This window comes from Bacillus cereus group sp. Sample62 (assembly GCF_036851315.1).
Lineage (GTDB): Bacteria > Bacillota > Bacilli > Bacillales > Bacillaceae_G > Bacillus_A > Bacillus_A wiedmannii.
In genome coordinates, this window is the sequence record NZ_JAFLPK010000001.1 from 5,123,556 (window position 1) to 5,142,505 (window position 18,950).

Here is an 18,950-nt window from a genome sequence, read left to right on the forward strand (position 1 = left end):
TTCATATCCATCCCTTTTCTTCCGCAATTGTAATTGCCTCAATTCTATTTTTCGCATCTAGCTTCGTTAATACTTCAGAAATATAATTACGCACTGTACCAGGCGAAAGATAAAGTGCCTTCGCAATTTCATTTGCCGTCTTTCCTTCTTTCGCAAGTAGCAATACTTCTTTTTCACGATCTGATAACGGATTTTGCTCCTGCCATAAGCCGAACATTAAATCTTGAGAAATCTCTCGTTTGCCTTTCATTACATTACGAATCGCTGCAGCTAAATCTTCACTCGGGCTATCTTTTAATAAGTATCCGTGCACGCCAGCTTTCATTGCTCGTTCAAAATATCCAGGGCGCGCAAATGTTGTTAAAATCATTACCTTACATGCTGATTTTTCTTTCTTTAACGTTTCCGCAACATCTAATCCGCTTTGAATTGGCATTTCAATATCCATAATACTTACATCAGGTTGTAGCGATCCAATTAGTTTTAGCGCTTCTTCCCCGTTCGCAGCTTGCCCAATTACTTCAATATCATCTTCTAGATCAAGTAGGGCCCCCAATGCACCACGAAGCATCCGCTGATCTTCTGCAATAATAATTCGAATCATGCCCTCACCTCATCTTTTCCTGTTCGAATAACAACGGGAACTTTTACTGTTAATAGTGTCCCTGGATTGATCGTACCTAGTTCAACAAACCCATCAATAAGAGCGATGCGCTCCTTCATACCACGAATGCCATTTCCATCGTGGTTTTGATCTGCTAAACCAATTCCATTATCTTCTACTGTCAAAATTAATTCACCTTGTGATTCCAGTACAGAAACTGTACAACGCGTTGCCTTACTATGCTTTACAACATTCGTAACAGCCTCACGTAAACACATCCCAACAATGTTTTGCTCAATTGGTGATAACGAACTTGCAATCGTTTCTTGTTTTATTTCTAATTCAATAGTAGCAGCTTGTAAGATTGCTTTTATTTGCTCAAGCTCTTCTTCCACTGTAATCATACGCATATCAGAAATTAATTCCCTTAGCTGCTTTAAAGCGGTACGAGATGTTTGTGTAATTTCCCTCGCTTCCGTACTTGCACGCTCAGGATTTTTTACAATTAACTTCTCCACGAGCTGACTTTTTAACGTAATGAGTGATAACGTGTGACCTAACGTATCATGAAGATCCCTTGCAATTCGCTGACGTTCTTCACGTTTTACTAAGTCTTTAATTTGCTCGTTTGCTTCGTTCAACTGATTCTTTAACATCTTTTTTTGATTAAAATTACGCATTCCAAATGGTGTAAGAAGCATTAAAATAAACATTGGAACGATATTCACTAAACTCGGGATTGTTAGTTGATTCATATTTACAAATATAAAAGCTCCGAGCATTACAACTAATAAACATAACAACACACGAAACGCTTTTTTACTTGGCGCAAATCCCATCGCACTCGCCGTAAAATATCCAAACAATATCATGAAGGGATTATAAAATAAGGCAAATGAGAAGGTGAGCGCCATTTGAATACACGCCCATAAAATGAACGTCTTCTTAACAAAATAAAGCTGTCGGTATGTGACAATAAAAGCTAGCAACATACCAATACCTATTACAAGCTTCCATCCAGATACTTGTGTTAAATTATAAATCGGAAATAACAGATAAACGAACCACATATACGGGAAGAAACCCATATGTTTCGGAAAAATCTCAATCCTCTTCTTCTCTATCATTTATACCGCTTCCTGTCTTTTTCTTATATATATTGATACTACAACAAATATAAGGAAATAACCTCCTAATACCGCGATATTTTCCCAACCAACTGATTTTCCAGCTACAATATCCCATGCACCGCTTCCGAAGTGATATGTTGGTGTCCATTCACCAATCGTTCTTAATATTTTTGGGAATACTTCAATTGGCATCCATAGCCCGCCGATTACAGCTAGACTCATATTTAAAATATTCGCTAAACCCGCTGCTGCATCTGCCTTTTTAATAGAACCTATTACTGTTCCTAACGCTAAAAATGGTGTTACACCTAACAATAACCATAATCCAGCGCCAATCCATTGCCCTACTGTTAACTCGACATGATTAATTAATATTCCTGCGATAAAGATAACTAAGATTGAAAAAGCATTCACTACAGTTTGAGCGATGATTTTGGCTGTTATATATGCACCCTCTGGAAGTGGTGTAATTTTCAGCAAATGTGTCCACCCTTGCCCCTTTTCCTGAGAAATCCTTACACCGAAACTAAAAAGTGCCGTCCCTACAATACTGAACGTCGCCATTGAGATTAAATAATGCGCTTTCCAAGCATCTCCGTTTTGTGGCACTTGAATAACATTTGTGAAAATATAGTAAAACATAACTGGCATTAGTAATGAGAAAAAGATAAACAATTTATTGCGAAACGTACGTAAAATTTCTATTTTGCATTGCATCCATAAAGCTCTCATGCGATTCCCTCCTCCTGATTTGCGACAAACTGTTCAAATGCTTCATCAAGACTTCCACGTTCAACTGAAACATCCGTTACAGGTAAGTTCTTTTGATAAATCGCTTTTAAAGTTGCATCTGTATCTTCAGTTGTTAAAGTGAAGTGCCCTTCGTTTGACTGTACTTCTGTTACGTTTGGCAATTCTTTTAGTAATTTTGCAGGAATACTTTCCTTCGAATAAAACTTGATTGTTTTTCGCGAAATCGTCGCCTTCATCTCATCTGGTGTACCGTCTGCGATAATCTTTCCATTTGCAAATAATAAAATACGATTCGCCAATGCATCCGCTTCTTCTAAATAGTGCGTCGTTAAAATAATTGTTTTCCCTTCACTTGCTAACTTTCGAATTGTTTCCCAAAACGTTCTTCGAGACGTAATATCCATCCCAACTGTCGGCTCATCTAAAAATAACAAATCAGGATTTCCTGCAAGTGCGAGCGCAAAGTTTAATCTTCTTTTTTGCCCACCTGATAATTTCTCACATCTTTGCTTTCGCTCCGATTCTAAATTTGATAAATGTAGCAACGTTTCTTTCGCTACCGGATTCGTATAATAACTACGGAATAACTCAATTGCCTCTTCCACCGTAATGCTATCAATGACACTTACTTCTTGTAACATCGCACCGAAGCTATTACGAACATCTCTATGCTTGGGACTCTTTCCAAATATAGAAACAGTTCCTTCCGTCGGATCCTTTAATCCAAGCAGCATCGACATCGTCGTCGTTTTCCCTGCACCATTCGGTCCAAGTAGTGCTACAATTTCTCCTTTATTCACATGAAATGAGACGTTATTTACTGCCTTTTTATATTTAAATGTTTTAGAAACACCATTTACTTCTATAATCTTTTCCATCTCTCCACCCCCGCTGTTTCTTATATTTACATTGTATGTGTTGGAAAACTCAGGAAACAGTATGATGCGTCATGACATCGATATGACAATTGTCATGTATTCCTTATGAGAGGAATCAACCTACATACCGCAAGCGAGTAGCAGGACGAAAATAAACATGATACAATCGGGTAAGATATACATTCGAGGAAGGACAGTGGTTTTCATGATTATTCGTAATGAACAAGACTTAGAAGGCTTACGAAAAATCGGCCGCATCGTTGCACTTGCACGTGAAGAAATGAAAAAAGAAGCGAAGCCAGGTATGACAACGAAAGAGCTTGATTTGATCGGTAAAAAAGTATTAGATGAGCATGGTGCTATTTCTGCACCTGAAAAAGAATATGATTTCCCAGGCGTAACTTGTATTAGTGTAAACGAAGAAGTTGCTCACGGTATTCCAGGAGATCGCGTATTAAAAGAAGGTGACTTAGTAAATGTCGACGTATCTGCTGCACTTGATGGTTATTATGCAGATACAGGTATTTCATTTGTACTTGGAGAAGATGAAGCAAAAGAAAAGCTTTGCCAAGCAGCTGTTGATGCATTTTGGGCAGCAATGAAAAAGGTGAAAGCTGGTTCAAAACAAAACCAAATTGGTCGTGCTGTTTCAAACTTTGCACATAAAAATGGATATAATGTGATTCAAAACTTAACTGGTCACGGTATTGGTCTTAGCTTACACGAAGCACCAAACCACATTTTAAGCTACTTTGACCCAATGGATAATGCGCTTCTAAAAGACGGTCTTGTTATCGCTGTAGAGCCATTCATTTCTATGAAAGCTGATCATATTATCGAGCGCGGCGATGATGGTTGGACATTCGTTACACCTGACAAGAGCCTTGTTGCACAATGTGAACATACAGTTGTCGTAACACGCGGCGAACCGATAATCTTAACAGAAATCTAATACCAAAAACGGCTGTTTTGTAGATTTATTCCACATAAAACAGCCGTTTTTATTTTTGGGAAAATATGTGAACTATTGTTGAACTCTTTATCATTTAAGTATATAATCTTTAGCGGAGGTTACTTCAGCTTATCTTTACTAAAAAGATATTGTAACTAAAGAGGAAAACACCTTCTTTCTTATTGTTTAAACAGTCTCAAAAATGACCGTAGTAACGTGTTAGTCGAATATTCTGTAATCCTTATATTTCTCTAACAATGTAAGAAACTATCAGCTTTCAACTTCGGTCCACTAATCGCACAACTCTCTTTAGACAAAATAAATGACTAATTTCAAAGTACATATTGTCTTCATCCTGACCAAAACCAACCCTATCTAGATTTTTATTTCCACATAACTTTAAGGCAAAAATAAGCCTTCACAAAGGGATACACTACCTTGGTTAGTATGTATCGTAAAACTTACCTTTATAACCATTCTTTTTTACTAGATATACATGAAAACTATCTCACATATAAAGGTCTGATATCATTCTTTATATCAGTATTTTTTTCGACATTTTTTGTCGAATTGTGTATATTCCCACAGAACTGTGTAAATATACATTTTGTTTTACGTTAAATAATATTACTTTGAACATAATCCTGTTTGTCTGAGAACGCGTATAGAAACGGAGGGATAACCAAAAATAAATAGCTTATAACAAATACTTTTAATATTCCATTTGTTCATGTGGAATAAGTCCCCAATGGACAAATGAATGTTCAGAGGAGGAAAAATGAAAAAACTTTTCAATGTATGTTTAATTGTATTCGTACTATTTTCGCAACTTGCTAGTTTTCCATACAATCAAGTAAGAGCGGAAACCTTAACAGGAGATTCCTTATTTGACACTGTTGAAATGAAAGATGCAACGAATCATATTATTGACGAAGCAAAAAATCCTAACAACTTAGTAAAGATAGGATCAACCATTCAAGTAGAATACGCTTGGTCAATAAAGGATCAACAAGTTGCACACGCAAATGATACAGCAGTAGTTCAAATACCACTTGCATTAAAAGTATCTAAAGATTTGCAAGGGGATTTAGTAACAGATCAAAAAAATATTGGTCAATATTTTATAACAGCTAAAGATAATAAATTAAAATTAATATTTAATGATCAAGTAGAAAATTTGAAAGACGCTAAAGGAAAAATTAAAGTTGATACCGTGTTTAACTCAACTTTAAAAACTGGGGAAAAATCAGTTCAAATCGCTTTTCCTTTAGGAACAATGGTTCAGCCTATATCAGTTCCTGTTCAGGTAGAAGACTCTAAAGAAGCTGGCACCAAACAGGATACTAATAAACCAGTGCAAGATCCAGTAGCTAAACCTGTTACTGACAATCCGGAGCAAGATCCAGCAACTAAACCTGTTACTGATAATCCGGAACAAAACCCAGCAACTAAACCTGTTACTGATAATCCGGAACAAAACCCAGCAACTAAACCTGTTACTGATAATCCGGAACAAAACCCAGCAACTAAACCTGTTACTGATAATCCGGAACAAAACCCAGCAACTAAACCTGTTACCGATAATCCGGAACAAAACCCAGCAGCTAAAATTGCTACTGACAATCCAGAACGAAAGCTAGCAAGCGACCCTGCTGAGAATACAAATTCAGGTCCAAAGCAAATAACAACAAACATTTTAACCGGTGTAAAGCTGACGGATAAAGACGGAAAACCATTTACAGAGGATAACCGTCCAAGTACAGATTCCCCTGCCAATATTGAGTTTACATGGGAACTTTTAAAATCAATGAATGTGAAAAGTGGAGATTACTATATCTTTGATCTTCCTAAACATTTTAAGATTTACAATACAATTAACAGTCCTTTATATGATAGTGAAAACAATCAAATTGGTAATTTTACTGTTACAAAAGATGGAAAAGTCACGATGACATTCAACGATTATGTTGAAGAGCATCCAGATGTTGCTGGTAACCTACAATTAAAGACAGAATTTAATAAAGCTGAAATTAAAGGTACAACAACACAAGAAATTCCTTTCCCGATTAAAGATAAGGATGTTTCTATTACAGTTGACTTTAAGCCTAATGTACAAACAGCTACGAATAAAAAAGGGTTACCTGATAGACCAATTAATACAAATGAAATTAATTGGAAAGTAGAAATGAACAAAACGAAAGACACCCTTAAAAACGCTGTTTTTAAAGATAACATTCCACAAGGTACAAGCTTAAATAAAGATTCTATTAAAGTTTATTATTTAGAAGTTGATGTTAATGGGAATGTAACGCGTGGTGCAGAAGCTGAACCAACAGATTACAATATTATTTCATCAGATGGCTCAAAATTGGAGATTGCTTTCAAAGATTCTATCAATAAAGCATATCAAATCGAATATGCCACAAAAATTACTGATGAAAATATTAAAAGTTTCCGAAATAACGTTACGATAACGAGTGATAATCAAAAGCAACAAAACGCAAGCTCTACTGTAACGGTTTCTCGTGGTACACACTTAAATAAAACAAGTAAATATGATCCAAAGACGCAAACAATTGAGTGGACAATTACTTACAATGGTGATCAAAGAGAGATCAAAAAAGCTGATGCGATTTTAAAAGATATTTTTGACGATACACACGAACTAGATGCAAATTCTATTGTTGTGAAAAACGCTTCATATAATGAAAAAGGAACGCTTGTAACAGGAGACGCTGTTAATAATTACACTGTAAGTAACAAGAAGAATGGATTCGATTTACAGTTTAATGATGATATTAATAGTGCTTATGTGATTACCTATAAAACCAAGCCAACTAATAAAGTTATAGAAGATGGAAAAGTAAAAAATAAAGTTACAGCTGATAATGATTCAAGTAAAGAAAATGAAGCTAGCTTCAAGCAGCAAAATATTATTAAATCTAATAATAAAGCTGAAACAAATTATAAAGACAAAACAACAACTTGGACAATTATAGTAAATAATAACAACTATCCATTAAACAACGCGATCATTACGGACACCTTTGATCATGGTGGATTACAATTAAAGGATAAGAAACTAGAAATTAACGACGGAAATTATACCCTTCAAGCTGGGACTGACTATGTTTTAGATGCAACAGATAAAGGCTTCAAAATTACTCTTATAGGTACGTATCAGTCTAATATGACAAAGACATTAGTCGTAAAATATACGACAGACTTTGATTATACAAAGCTAGAAAGTGGTAAAACTTCATTTAAAAACACAGGTAACCTATCTTGGATAGATACGGATTCTAATCCACAATCAAATAAAGTTGAAGCTAATTTCGATCCTGATACTTTCACAAAGGCAAATGGTTATAAATACGGTTCTTATAACGCCCAAACGAAGGAAATTACTTGGATAATAGGCTTTAACTATAATAATGTTGAGATTAAAGATCCTTATGTTATAGACGTAATACAAGATAAACAAAAGTTAGTGCCTGGATCCATTGAAGTGCGCGATATGATTTTAAATGGAAATCCTGATAATGCACAACCTGGTAATGCTGTACCAACTGAGAAATATGAACTTGAAGAACCTACAGAGAAAAATAAAAACACCCTAAAGGTTCATTTCAAACAATCAATTAATTCACCTTACTATATTATCTTTAAAACAAGCCTTGATGGTGAACTTATCCAAGGCACCTACAAAAACGAGGCAGATTTAAAAGATGGCTCTAAAATTGTTAACACCCTTACAGGTGACACTCAAGTAAATAAAGGTGGCAGCTTCGTTACTAAAAAAGCTGTGCAAGACGACAACTATATTAATTGGAGTATCGCAATTAACGAAAGCCAATCAACCATTGCAGATGCGGTTGTAACAGATGATCCCACCGAAAATCAGGTAATTGTGGAAGATTCATTCCACTTATATCCTACAACTGTTGATCCATATGGAAATTTAACAAAAGATACAGTAAACGAATTAAAAGAAGGAACAGACTATAAACTCAAAATAACAACAGACAATACTACCGGAAAGCAACATTTCGAAATTGCCTTCTTGAAAAAAATTGATCGAGCTTATATTTTAGAATATCGCTCACTTATTAATGCAGACGATAAAGAAAAAGTAAGTAATAAAGCGAAAATCACAGGCAATAAGTTGACAGTTAAAAACACAGAAACTACTGAAACGATTGAAGTGAGAATGTCTTCCGGTTCAGGCGGAGGATCTGCTACTAAAGGTCGTGGAAACCTTGAAATTATAAAGGTAGATAACGACAATAAGAACGTACTATTAGCTGGGGCAGAATTTACTTTATACGATCGTACAGGTAAAACTGTTATCCGTAAAATTACAACAGACAAAGACGGTATCGCTAAATTTAATAATTTAAAACGCGATAAATATTTATTAAAAGAAACAAATGCTCCTGAAGGCTATGTTATTAGCTGGGATTTAAAACAAGGGAAGATTGTTGAACTTGGTACACAAGAGACTACAACATATAAACTTGCAAATAAGAAGTTTGTCGGGAAAGTAGTTTTAACAAAATCTGATGACCTGAACAAAAACGCAACACTACAAGGCGCCGTTTTCACACTGCTTGATAAAGACAAAAAAATAATTTCAGAACACGAAAAATTAACAACAAATGATAAAGGACAAATTACTGTAGATAATTTAAAACCAGGAACGTACTACTTACAAGAAACGAAGGCTCCTGAGCATTATCAATTAGATAGCAAACTTATTCCGTTTACTATCTCTAAAGATCAAACAACAGTAGTAAACCAAACTGCGACAAATAGTTTAACTAAAGGATCTGCTCTTTTAACAAAAGTGGATAATTATAATAAAACTTTAGCAGGAGCAGAGTTTACTGTTCAGGATCGCAACGGAAAAAATATTCCTGGATATGAGAAATTAACAACAAATGAACATGGACAAATAGAGGCAAAAGATTTACGTCCGGGTAAATACCAGTTTGTCGAAACAAAAGCTCCTGAGCATTATGAATTAGACAAAACGCCTATTCTATTTGAAATAGAAAAAAGCCAAACTACAGCCGCTTCTATTACAGCAAAAAACGCTTTAATTAAAGGTGGCGTTACGTTAACAAAAGTGGATGATATTGATGACACTACCCTTGAAGGTGCCGTATTCAAAATTGTTAACGACAAAAATGAAGATGTCCGTACAAACTTAAAAACAGAAAAAGATGGAACTTTGACCGTTAAAGATTTAGATCCTGGTGATTATCAATTTATTGAAACAACACCACCTAAATACTATGACTTAAATAAAGAACCAATTCCGTTTACAATCGAGAAAAGTCAAACAAGCATTATCTCAATTACTGCAAAAAACAGTTTAACAACAGGTGCTGTTGAGCTATTAAAAGTCGACGAATTTGATAAAAAGACTCCTCTTGCTGGAGCTATGTTCAAAATCGTGAATGATAAGAACGAAGACATTCGTACAGAATTAACTACCGATACAAACGGAACTGTTAAAGCTTCTGACTTACGTCCAGGCAAATACAAATTTATTGAAACGAAAGCTCCTGAACATTATGAACTGCGATCAACACCAATTGAATTTACAATTGAGAAAGGTCAAAAAACACCGATTGTTATTACAGCTGAAAATGGTCTACTACCAGGCGATGTTGAACTAACAAAACTCGATGATACTGATGGCACTGTACTTACAGGCGCCGTATTCAAAATTGTTAATAATAAAAATGAAGATGTCCGTACAGAATTAGTTACGAATCAGGAAGGTAAAATTATTGCTACTGGTTTACGTCCAGGTAACTATAAATTTATCGAAATGAAAGCTCCTGAGCATTATACCTTAAATAAAACACCGATTGAATTTACAATTAAGGAGAGCCAAGCGACTGCTATTAACGTTACAGCTACTAATAGCTTAATAAAAGGCGGTATTGAATTAACAAAAGTTGATTCTGTAAATGCTAAGGAAACCCTTGAAGGTGCAGTATTTAAAATTGTTAATGACAAAGGTGAGGATGTTCGTACGGAACTTACTACTGATAAAGACGGTAAATTAGTAGTACAAGACTTACGTCCGGGTAATTATAAGCTAATCGAGACGAAGGCTCCTACTTATTACGATGTAAATGAAGAACCAATCGAATTTACGATTGAAAAGAGCCAACAAAAGCTCATCCCTATTACTTTCAAAAATAGTTTGACGAGAGGAAAGGTCAAATTAATTAAAGAAGATGACATGGAGAGCGCGAAAGCTCTTGCCGGCGCTGTATTCACATTACAAGACGCAACTGGCAAAGAAATTGCGAAAGATTTAAAAACAGATGATTATGGAGTAATAGTTATTCCTGATTTAGCACCAGGGGAGTATCAATTTATTGAAACAGCTGCTCCTGAACATTATAAATTAGATCAAACACCGATTAAGTTCACGATTAAAAAAGGTAGCAAGGATGATATTCCAGTCCCTGTCACTGTAAAAAATAGTTTACTTACAGGTGGAGTTACTTTAACTAAAGTTGATGATGTTGATGGCATTACACTTGAAGGTGCTGAATTTATCATTGTTGATGCTCATGATACGAAAAAGGTAGTTCGTAAAGGGTTAACTACTGATGAACAGGGTAAAGTTTCTGCTTCTGATTTACGCCCGGGTGACTATCAATTTATTGAAGTAAAAGCTCCAAAAGACTATGACTTAAGCAAAGAACCTATTCCGTTCACTATCGGAAAAAGTCAAAAAGAAAACATTACCGTTACTGCTACTAACAGCTTAACGAAAGGCGCTATCACTTTAACTAAAATTGATGACATCGATCGTACAATGCTGAAAGATGCAGTATTTAAAATTGTTGACATGGATGGTAAAGAAGTTCGCACAAACCTTGTTACAGACGACAAAGGCAAAATTTCGGTTTCTGACTTACGCCCGGGTGACTATCAATTTATTGAAACTCAGGCTCCTGAACATTATGTGTTAGACGAAACAGCGATTCCATTTACAATTAAAAAGAGTCAAACAGAAACTATTACTGTTACAGGTAAAAACACGTTAATAAAAGGTAGCGTGGAATTAACAAAGATTGACGATATTGATACTGATACAAAGCTCGCTAATGCTGTATTTAATTTATTAGATGCAGACGGAGAGATAGTTGAAGAAGGCTTAAAAACAAATGATGAAGGAAAAATTGTTGTTGAAAACCTACGTCCTGGTACGTATAAATTTATTGAAACAGCTGCTCCTGAACATTACGATTTAAATAAAACACCGATCGAATTTACAATTAAGAAAAGCCAAACTGAAACTCTTCATGTTACGGCTAAAAACGCCCTAACAAAAGGTGCAGTGGAACTTTCTAAAGTAGATGACATCGATGGCACTACCCTTGAAGGTGCAGTATTTAAAATTGTTGATATGAATGGTACTGTAATTCATAAAGACCTTGTTACAAATGGTAAAGGGAAGATCGAAATTAACGACCTACGTCCTGGTGATTACCAATTCATCGAAACAGAAGCTCCTAAGCATTACGTTTTAGATGAAACACCAATCAATTTCACTATTGAAAAAGGACAGAAAAAAACTATTTCTTTAACTGCTAAAAATAGTTTAAAACAAGGTAGTATCGAATTAATTAAAGTTGATGATTTAAACGATCAAACAAAACTTGCCGATGCTATGTTTAATTTACTAGATCAAAACGGCAAAGTACTTAAAACGGATTTAAAAACGAACAGTGAAGGAAAAATCATTGTTGAAAACTTACGTCCTGGTACGTATCAATTTGTCGAAACAACGGCTCCTAAACATTATGACTTAGACAAAAAGCCAATTGTAGTTACAGTTGAGAAAACCCAGAAAGATATTGCTACTGTTACTATGAAAAATAGTTTAACAAAAGGCGGCGTTGAACTTAATAAAGTGGACGACGTCGATGGTACTACTCTTGAAGGCGCAGTATTTAACATTGTTGATATGAATGGTACTGTAATTCGTGAGAATCTTACTACAAATTCACAAGGTAAAATTAGCGTTTCTGACTTACGCCCGGGTGATTATCAATTCGTCGAGACGAAAGCTCCGAAACACTACGATTTAAATAAAGAACCGATTCCTTTCACTATTGAAAAAGGACAAGCTGAACCAATTTCTGTTACTGCTAAAAATAGTTTAACAAAAGGTGCGGTAGAACTTTCTAAAGTGGATGATATCGACGGTACAGCTCTTGAAGGTGCAGTATTTAAAATTGTTGATGACAAAAACAATGATGTTCGTACTGACTTAACTACTGTTAAAGATGGAAAAATCTCTGTTCCTGATTTACGTCCAGGGGACTATCAGTTTATTGAAATAAAAGCTCCTGAACATTATAAATTAGATAGTACACCGCTTAAATTTACAATTAAGAAAAGCCAAGCAGAGAAGCTACAAGTCACTGCTACTAACAGCTTAATTGAAGGTGCTGTTGAATTAATTAAAGTGGATGATATAAATCCAGATACAAAACTTTCTGATGCAGTATTTAACATCATTGATGCGAAAGGTAAAGTTGTTCGCACGAATTTAACTACTGATAAAGACGGGAAAGTTTCTGCTTCTAATTTACGACCAGGAGATTATCAATTCGTTGAAACGAAAGCTCCTAAAGATTATGATTTAAATAAAACACCGATTCCTTTCATTATCGAGAAAAGCCAACCAGCTCACGTTTCTGTTACTGCTAAAAATGGCTTAACTAAAGGTGGCGTGGAATTAACGAAAGTTGACTCTCTAGATGCGAAAGAGACGCTGGAAGGTGCGGTATTTAAAATTACTGATATGAACGGTAACGATATTCGTACGAATTTAGTTACCAATAAAGGTGGAAAAATCATCGCTAAAGACTTACAACCTGGGGACTATCAATTTATTGAAACGAAAGCTCCGAAACATTATGACTTAAATGAAGAGCCGATTAAGTTCACAATTGAAAGAAGTCAAACAAAACATGTATTCGTTACAGCTACGAACAGCTTAACGAAAGGTAGTGTGGAGTTAATTAAAGTTGACGATGTTGAAGAAAACACAACACTTGAAGGTGCGGTATTTAAAATTGTTAATAAGGATGGACACGATGTCCGTACTGATTTAACTACTGATAAAAACGGCCGTTTAGTTGTGGATGAATTGCCACCAGGAGACTATGAGTTTATCGAAACAAAAGCTCCTAATCACTATGACTTAAACGAAACACCTATTAAGTTCACAGTTAAAAAAGGACAAGAAAAAATCGCTTCCGTTACTGCTACGAATAGCTTAACGAAAGGCGCTGTTGAACTTTCTAAAGTGGATGACGTTGACGGTTCTGTCCTTAAAGATGCAGTATTTAAAATCATTGATATAAACGGGCACGACGTTCGTTCTAATTTAACTACTGATAAAGATGGGAAAATTTCTGTTTCTGATTTACGTCCAGGAGACTATCAGTTCGTTGAAACGAAAGCTCCTACTCATTACGACTTAAATCAAAATCCTATCAAGTTTACTGTTGAAAAAAATCAAACAACTAAAGCTTCTGTTACTGCTATTAACAGCTTAACGAAAGGTTCAGTTGAATTAACTAAAGTCGACGACATCGACGGCTCTACTCTTGAGGGGGCTATCTTTAAAATTGTTGATATGAACGGCAATGACGTTCGTTCTGATTTAACTACTGATAAAGATGGAAAAATTTCTGTTTCTGATTTACGTCCGGGAGACTACCAGTTTATTGAAACGAAAGCTCCTACTGGATACGATTTAAGTGCTAAGCCAATTCCTTTCACAATTACGAAAGGACAATCTCAAGTTACTTCTGTTACAGCTTTAAATAGTTTAACAACAGGCTCAATAGAGTTAACTAAAATTGATATTGATCACCATGGAACACTTGAAGGTGCCATTTTCAATATTTTAGATCACGACGGAAAAGTAGTACGAGAAGGTTTACAAACAGACGGGCATGGTAAATTAATCGTAAATGATTTGAAACCTGGTAATTATCAATTAGTGGAAACAAAGGCTCCTAAAGGCTATCAATTAGATGCATCACCAATAAACTTTACAATTGAAAAAGCTCAAGCTGCACCACTACAAATTACAGTTTCAAATAAAAAAATCGATTCTTCATCCGGTGGAGATGATAAACCAATTACTCCTCCTAATAAAGAAGAGGAAACAGGGAAAGAAACTTCTGAAGAACTAGAAAAAGGAAATCCTAACACACATGGTAAAGGAACTTCCGAAGAACTAGAAAAAGGAAATCCTGACACACATGGTAAAGGAACTTCTGAAGAACTAGAAAAAGAAAACCCTGAAACACAAATAAACAAACAGCAAGATGACCGAAATAAGGGTAAAGAACTTCCAAATACAGGTCACAAAAATGATCCTACTCAAACAGTAGGCATCGTACTTCTACTAGCTGGTTTGTTAAGTATTTTAGCTACAAAACGAAAAAAATATTATTAATAGTTTTTCACACCTAATCAAGTGAACATTTGATTAGGTGTTTTTTTATGCAAAAAAAGGACGATACATAGAGTATCGTCCTTCTAACGGGGTGAGGCTGCCCAAAAGTACGGAAAACCTTTGAACAGCCTCGTATTTTCATATGGATGCCTTACATATATCACTGATAATAAGTATGAAATGCGGAAACATATTTATCATCACATGATTCAAACACGAGAAAAGAAACCCTATAGGATTCTTTTCTCTACATAATCTAAAGTTTGGGTACACTAGATTCATGCAATGTAGGAGCTTTCCAAGCAGAAAGCGAACCTTCATTTAAAATGATAGCATACATATCTCCATCAAAAATATGCAAATATGCATATAGCGTTTTTTATTTATAAATGTCAGAATATTGAAAAATAATGAGGATGACGGTAAAATGAAGTCGTTATCCGTCTTCTTTTGTCAGTCAGAGAGAATAGAAGAATAGGAGAGGAAAAAATGAAAAAATCTTTGAAACAAAAAATAGTAAGCTCTTTGCTTGCTGTATCACTCGCTGTTAGCTTAGCTCCAATTGGACAAGCCAAAGCTGATTCCACGTCAGAAATCACACAGACTTCACTTATCACAAAACAAGTTGATGCAAGCCGCTCCATCGAACACATCCGTTTCTTATCCGAAACAATTGGTCCTCGCCCTGGTGGGACGAAATCAGAAGAATGGGCTTCTCGCTACGTTGGTATGCAGCTTAAATCAATGGGCTATGAAGTAGAATATCAACCATTTCAAGTGCCGGATCAATACGTTGGATTTATTGAATCACCATTATCCACAAAACGTAATTGGCAAGCCGGCGCTGCCCCTAACGCACTAATTTCTACAGAAGCTGTTACAGCTCCTCTTATCTTTGTTCAAGGTGGAACAAAATTAGAGGATATCCCAAATGAAGTAAATGGAAAAATTGTTCTATTTGAAAGAGGAACAACAGTTGCAGACTATAATAAACAAGTTGAAAATGCTGTTAGCAAAGGAGCAAAAGGTGTCCTTTTATACAGTTTAATTGGCGGACGCGGAAATTATGGACAAACCTTCAATCCCCGCCTAACGAAAAAGCAGTCTATCCCTGTCTTTGGTCTTGCTTATGCGCAAGGAAATGCATTTAAAGAGGAAATCGCTAAAAAAGGGACCACTCTTCTTTCTCTAAAAGCGAGACATGAATCTAACTTAACATCACTTAATGTTATCGCTAAAAAGAAACCAAAAAATAGTACAGGTAATGAAAAAGCTGTCGTTGTAAGTTCGCACTATGATAGTGTCGTTGGAGCACCTGGAGCAAATGATAATGCTTCTGGTACAGGATTAGTATTAGAGTTAGCTCGTGCTTTTCAAAATGTAGAAACTGATAAAGAAATTCGTTTTATCGCTTTTGGTTCTGAAGAGACTGGCTTACTTGGCTCCGATTATTACGTTAATAGTCTATCCCAAAAAGAACGCGATCGAATTTTAGGTGTCTTTAACGCAGACATGGTTGCAACAAATTATGATAAAGCAAAGAATTTATATGCTATGACGCCTAACGGTTCTCCAAACCTTGTAACAGACGCAGCCTTACAAGCAGGTAAACAATTAAATAATGACCTCGTACTGCAAGGGAAATTTGGCTCTAGTGATCACGTGCCATTTGCTGAAGTTGGTATTCCTGCCGCTCTATTTATTTGGATGGGTGTCGATAGTTGGAATCCATTAATCTATCATATCGAGAAGGTATACCATACACCTCAAGATAATGTGTTAGAAAACATTTCGCCTGAACGTATGAAAATGGCATTAGAAGTTATCGGGACAGGAGTTTATAATACACTTCAAAAACCTGTTACTCAAACAAATCAAAAAGCTGCTTAATCATTTAAAAGACCACTGATTTTTATCGGTGGTCTTTTATTGAGAAAATAAATATATGCATAAAAGCATATTTCCTCCTGCTCATTATCCTATACAATATTAAGTGTAACAAAAATGATTACAACTACTAAGGAGGCTTTTTCTACTATGAAAAAAATGATTTTAGCCAGTGCTTTAACTTTAGCAGGAATTACTGGCGCTACCGCTTTTATTCCTGAAACAAACGTTGCTGCTGCCACTCAAGAACAAAGCTTTACAAAATTTTATTCTTTGCAAACTGGAAGTAGTTCTGAAAAAGAACCTATTTTCCTTCAAAAAGGACAGGAACTAACAATTCAACCTAACAGTAAAACTCCTAGTTACAGTGTTTATGACTCAAATCATAATCTTATTGGGCGCTATTCTGATGGTTACGGCCGAATTTTCACTGCAAAAACAGATGGGAATATGTATGTTCAATTTCATGCACCTTTCGTTTACTATAGTCCTGTTAGCTTTTCCGTTACGTATACAATCCAATAAAATAAAGGGCCTTTCTCAAGGCCCTTTATTTTATTTCCCAATTCACTTTTACAAAACCATCTTTCACCATTACACCACTTATATTAAATACATACTTTTCATTTGCTTTTAATGTAGCTTTGAAAGTACCTTTTTTCGATTCACAGATCTCCTTTAACTCTCTTATACCTTCTCCTTTCCTTTCATACAAGCTAAAACATAAATTCCCACGTTTTGCATCTGTCTCATAAGAAAATGTTACTTCTATATCTTTTGCATACTCAAGTTCAATATCTTTCCCAGCAATATCCCATGATGAGAATTTTGCCTCGTAACTGGTCTCCCCTTGCTTCTCATTTTCTAAATATATATCACCAGCCCCCCACATATCATCTAACGTTTGAACGAAAGCAAAGCCACTCAGTAATACGAACATCGCACTTGCAAATATGACAACTAATGTTATCTTTTGTTTTTTCATAGCCTTCATCGTATGTTCTCCTTCTATTTTCTTGTTACTTCTTCGTATCATATATAACAAAACTCCAATAAAAAATGGTAATACAATCGCTATAACACTCCACCACTTACTTATTCCACGCGTTTTCGCATCTGTATACACCCATGATGCTACACATACTAAAAGTGCTATAAAAGTCAAAAGCATTGTAATCCCAGCTATCTCAAATACTACAAATGGATTAGCGAACTCTATCATGTAATTTATACTCCTTCTTTAAAAATGACTGTATGACAACATATATAGGAACGTATAGATGCATCATAATCACACTTGCTATCAACATAGGGACTTTATGATTCAAATGAGTGACAAACTGCTCCATAACAACGGTTAATAAAATAATCCAAATAGCATGAATACAAATAACCCATCTCTTCTCTAATTTTCGAGCATTTCGTACACTCTGTTTCGTATTATTTATCAGCTCTTCGCTTGGAATCGTGTCTCCAGCTAAGCTGCTCCTTATCTTCTGATCAAACTTATCTTCCGTCATAAACGAACCCCTCCAAATGTTCCCGCATTTGCTTCTTCGCATAATTAAGGCGGTATTTCACCGTACCAATCGGTATATTTAATATTTCGCTCATTTCTTTATAAGAGTATTGTTCATAATAGTAGAGTACGAGCACGGTTTTATATTTTTCATTCAATAGCTGTATAACTTCCCATATCATTTCCGCTTCCACTTTTTGAATAAATTCTTCTGATATATTCACTTCATCTGCGAAATTGATTTCTCCACCATCCTCTTTATGAAACAAATCCAATACTCGATCTTTCCACCTTTTCTTTTTACGATAAAAGTCATAAAACGTACGAACACAAATTGTAGTAATCCATTTTTTATAATTTTCCACGCAAGAAAGCTGGTGCCGAGAGGAAAAAACTTTTATCCAAGTCTCTTGAAAAATATCTTCTGCATCTTCTTTCGTTTTCGCTAATTTATAGCATAAGGAATATATTTGCTGCTTATATATATCAATTAATTCTTCTACCTTTTCTTCCATCTTAAACCTCCTGTCATTTATATAAGACGACGCAAATTCTCCCTTTGTTTGATAAAATTTTATTTTTTTATTATCTCCATACAAAAAGGCAATCACAACATCGTGTGATTGCCTTTTACTGAAAACGAAAAATCTACTAGAATACTCAGTGGCTTCGCGCCTTCCTCCTATTCTGAACGAGCCGCTTCCACTTTTCTTT

General features: G+C 35.3%; 11 protein-coding genes. 4 read left to right on the plus strand and 7 right to left on the minus strand.

Features of this window, described 5'->3' with window-relative positions:
- Position 1: 1 nt before the first annotated feature.
- The 4 genes from J0835_RS26355 to J0835_RS26370 are packed head-to-tail and all read right to left on the minus strand — an operon-like array spanning position 2 to position 3,365.
- Positions 2–604: a response regulator transcription factor gene (locus tag J0835_RS26355; RefSeq protein ID WP_087983336.1), complete on the minus strand. Its 603-nt coding sequence runs from the start codon at positions 602–604 to the stop codon at positions 2–4.
- Positions 601–1,731, minus strand: a complete 1,131-nt coding sequence (locus J0835_RS26360; RefSeq protein ID WP_087983338.1) for a sensor histidine kinase — start codon at positions 1,729–1,731, stop codon at positions 601–603. Before J0835_RS26360 ends, J0835_RS26355 begins: the two co-directional genes overlap by 4 nt.
- Positions 1,732–2,466, minus strand: a complete 735-nt coding sequence (locus tag J0835_RS26365; protein WP_001202423.1) for an ABC transporter permease — start codon at positions 2,464–2,466, stop codon at positions 1,732–1,734. It abuts the gene before it with no gap.
- The gene (locus J0835_RS26370) at positions 2,463–3,365 is read right to left on the minus strand and encodes an ABC transporter ATP-binding protein (RefSeq protein WP_087983339.1); all 903 of its coding nucleotides are present in this window, start codon (positions 3,363–3,365) and stop codon (positions 2,463–2,465) included. The genes J0835_RS26365 and J0835_RS26370 overlap by 4 nt, the downstream gene beginning before the upstream one ends.
- Positions 3,366–3,522: 157 nt before the next feature.
- Here J0835_RS26370 and map point away from each other — a divergent pair, with 157 nt between their 5' ends.
- From map to J0835_RS26390, 4 genes are all read left to right on the plus strand, one after another.
- On the plus strand, positions 3,523–4,317 hold the full coding sequence (gene map, locus J0835_RS26375) for a type I methionyl aminopeptidase (RefSeq protein ID WP_002096176.1): 795 nt from the start codon (positions 3,523–3,525) through the stop codon (positions 4,315–4,317).
- Between the two features lie 778 nt (positions 4,318–5,095).
- Positions 5,096–14,830, plus strand: a complete 9,735-nt coding sequence (locus J0835_RS26380; protein ID WP_333728183.1) for a SpaA isopeptide-forming pilin-related protein — start codon at positions 5,096–5,098, stop codon at positions 14,828–14,830.
- Positions 14,831–15,319: 489 nt separating this feature from the next.
- Positions 15,320–16,720, plus strand: coding sequence for a M28 family metallopeptidase (locus tag J0835_RS26385; RefSeq protein WP_087983345.1), 1,401 nt, complete (start codon positions 15,320–15,322; stop codon positions 16,718–16,720).
- A gap of 147 nt (positions 16,721–16,867) precedes the next feature.
- The gene (locus J0835_RS26390) at positions 16,868–17,242 is read left to right on the plus strand and encodes a hypothetical protein (RefSeq protein ID WP_087983347.1); all 375 of its coding nucleotides are present in this window, start codon (positions 16,868–16,870) and stop codon (positions 17,240–17,242) included.
- Positions 17,243–17,267: 25 nt separating this feature from the next.
- Here the strand turns inward: J0835_RS26390 and J0835_RS26395 are convergent, their stop codons facing one another.
- From J0835_RS26395 to J0835_RS26405, 3 genes are read right to left on the minus strand one after another with little or no spacing between them, the layout of a single operon-like run.
- On the minus strand, positions 17,268–17,939 hold the full coding sequence (locus J0835_RS26395; RefSeq protein WP_087983349.1) for an anti-sigma factor: 672 nt from the start codon (positions 17,937–17,939) through the stop codon (positions 17,268–17,270).
- A complete protein-coding gene (locus J0835_RS26400; RefSeq protein ID WP_076541365.1) occupies positions 17,923–18,237 on the minus strand; it encodes an anti-sigma factor in 315 nt (104 codons plus the stop codon). Before J0835_RS26400 ends, J0835_RS26395 begins: the two co-directional genes overlap by 17 nt.
- Positions 18,224–18,751 (minus strand): RNA polymerase sigma factor, encoded by a 528-nt coding sequence (locus J0835_RS26405; protein ID WP_087983351.1) that lies wholly within the window; start codon positions 18,749–18,751, stop codon positions 18,224–18,226. The genes J0835_RS26400 and J0835_RS26405 overlap by 14 nt, the downstream gene beginning before the upstream one ends.
- Between the last annotated feature and the right edge of the window lie 199 nt (positions 18,752–18,950).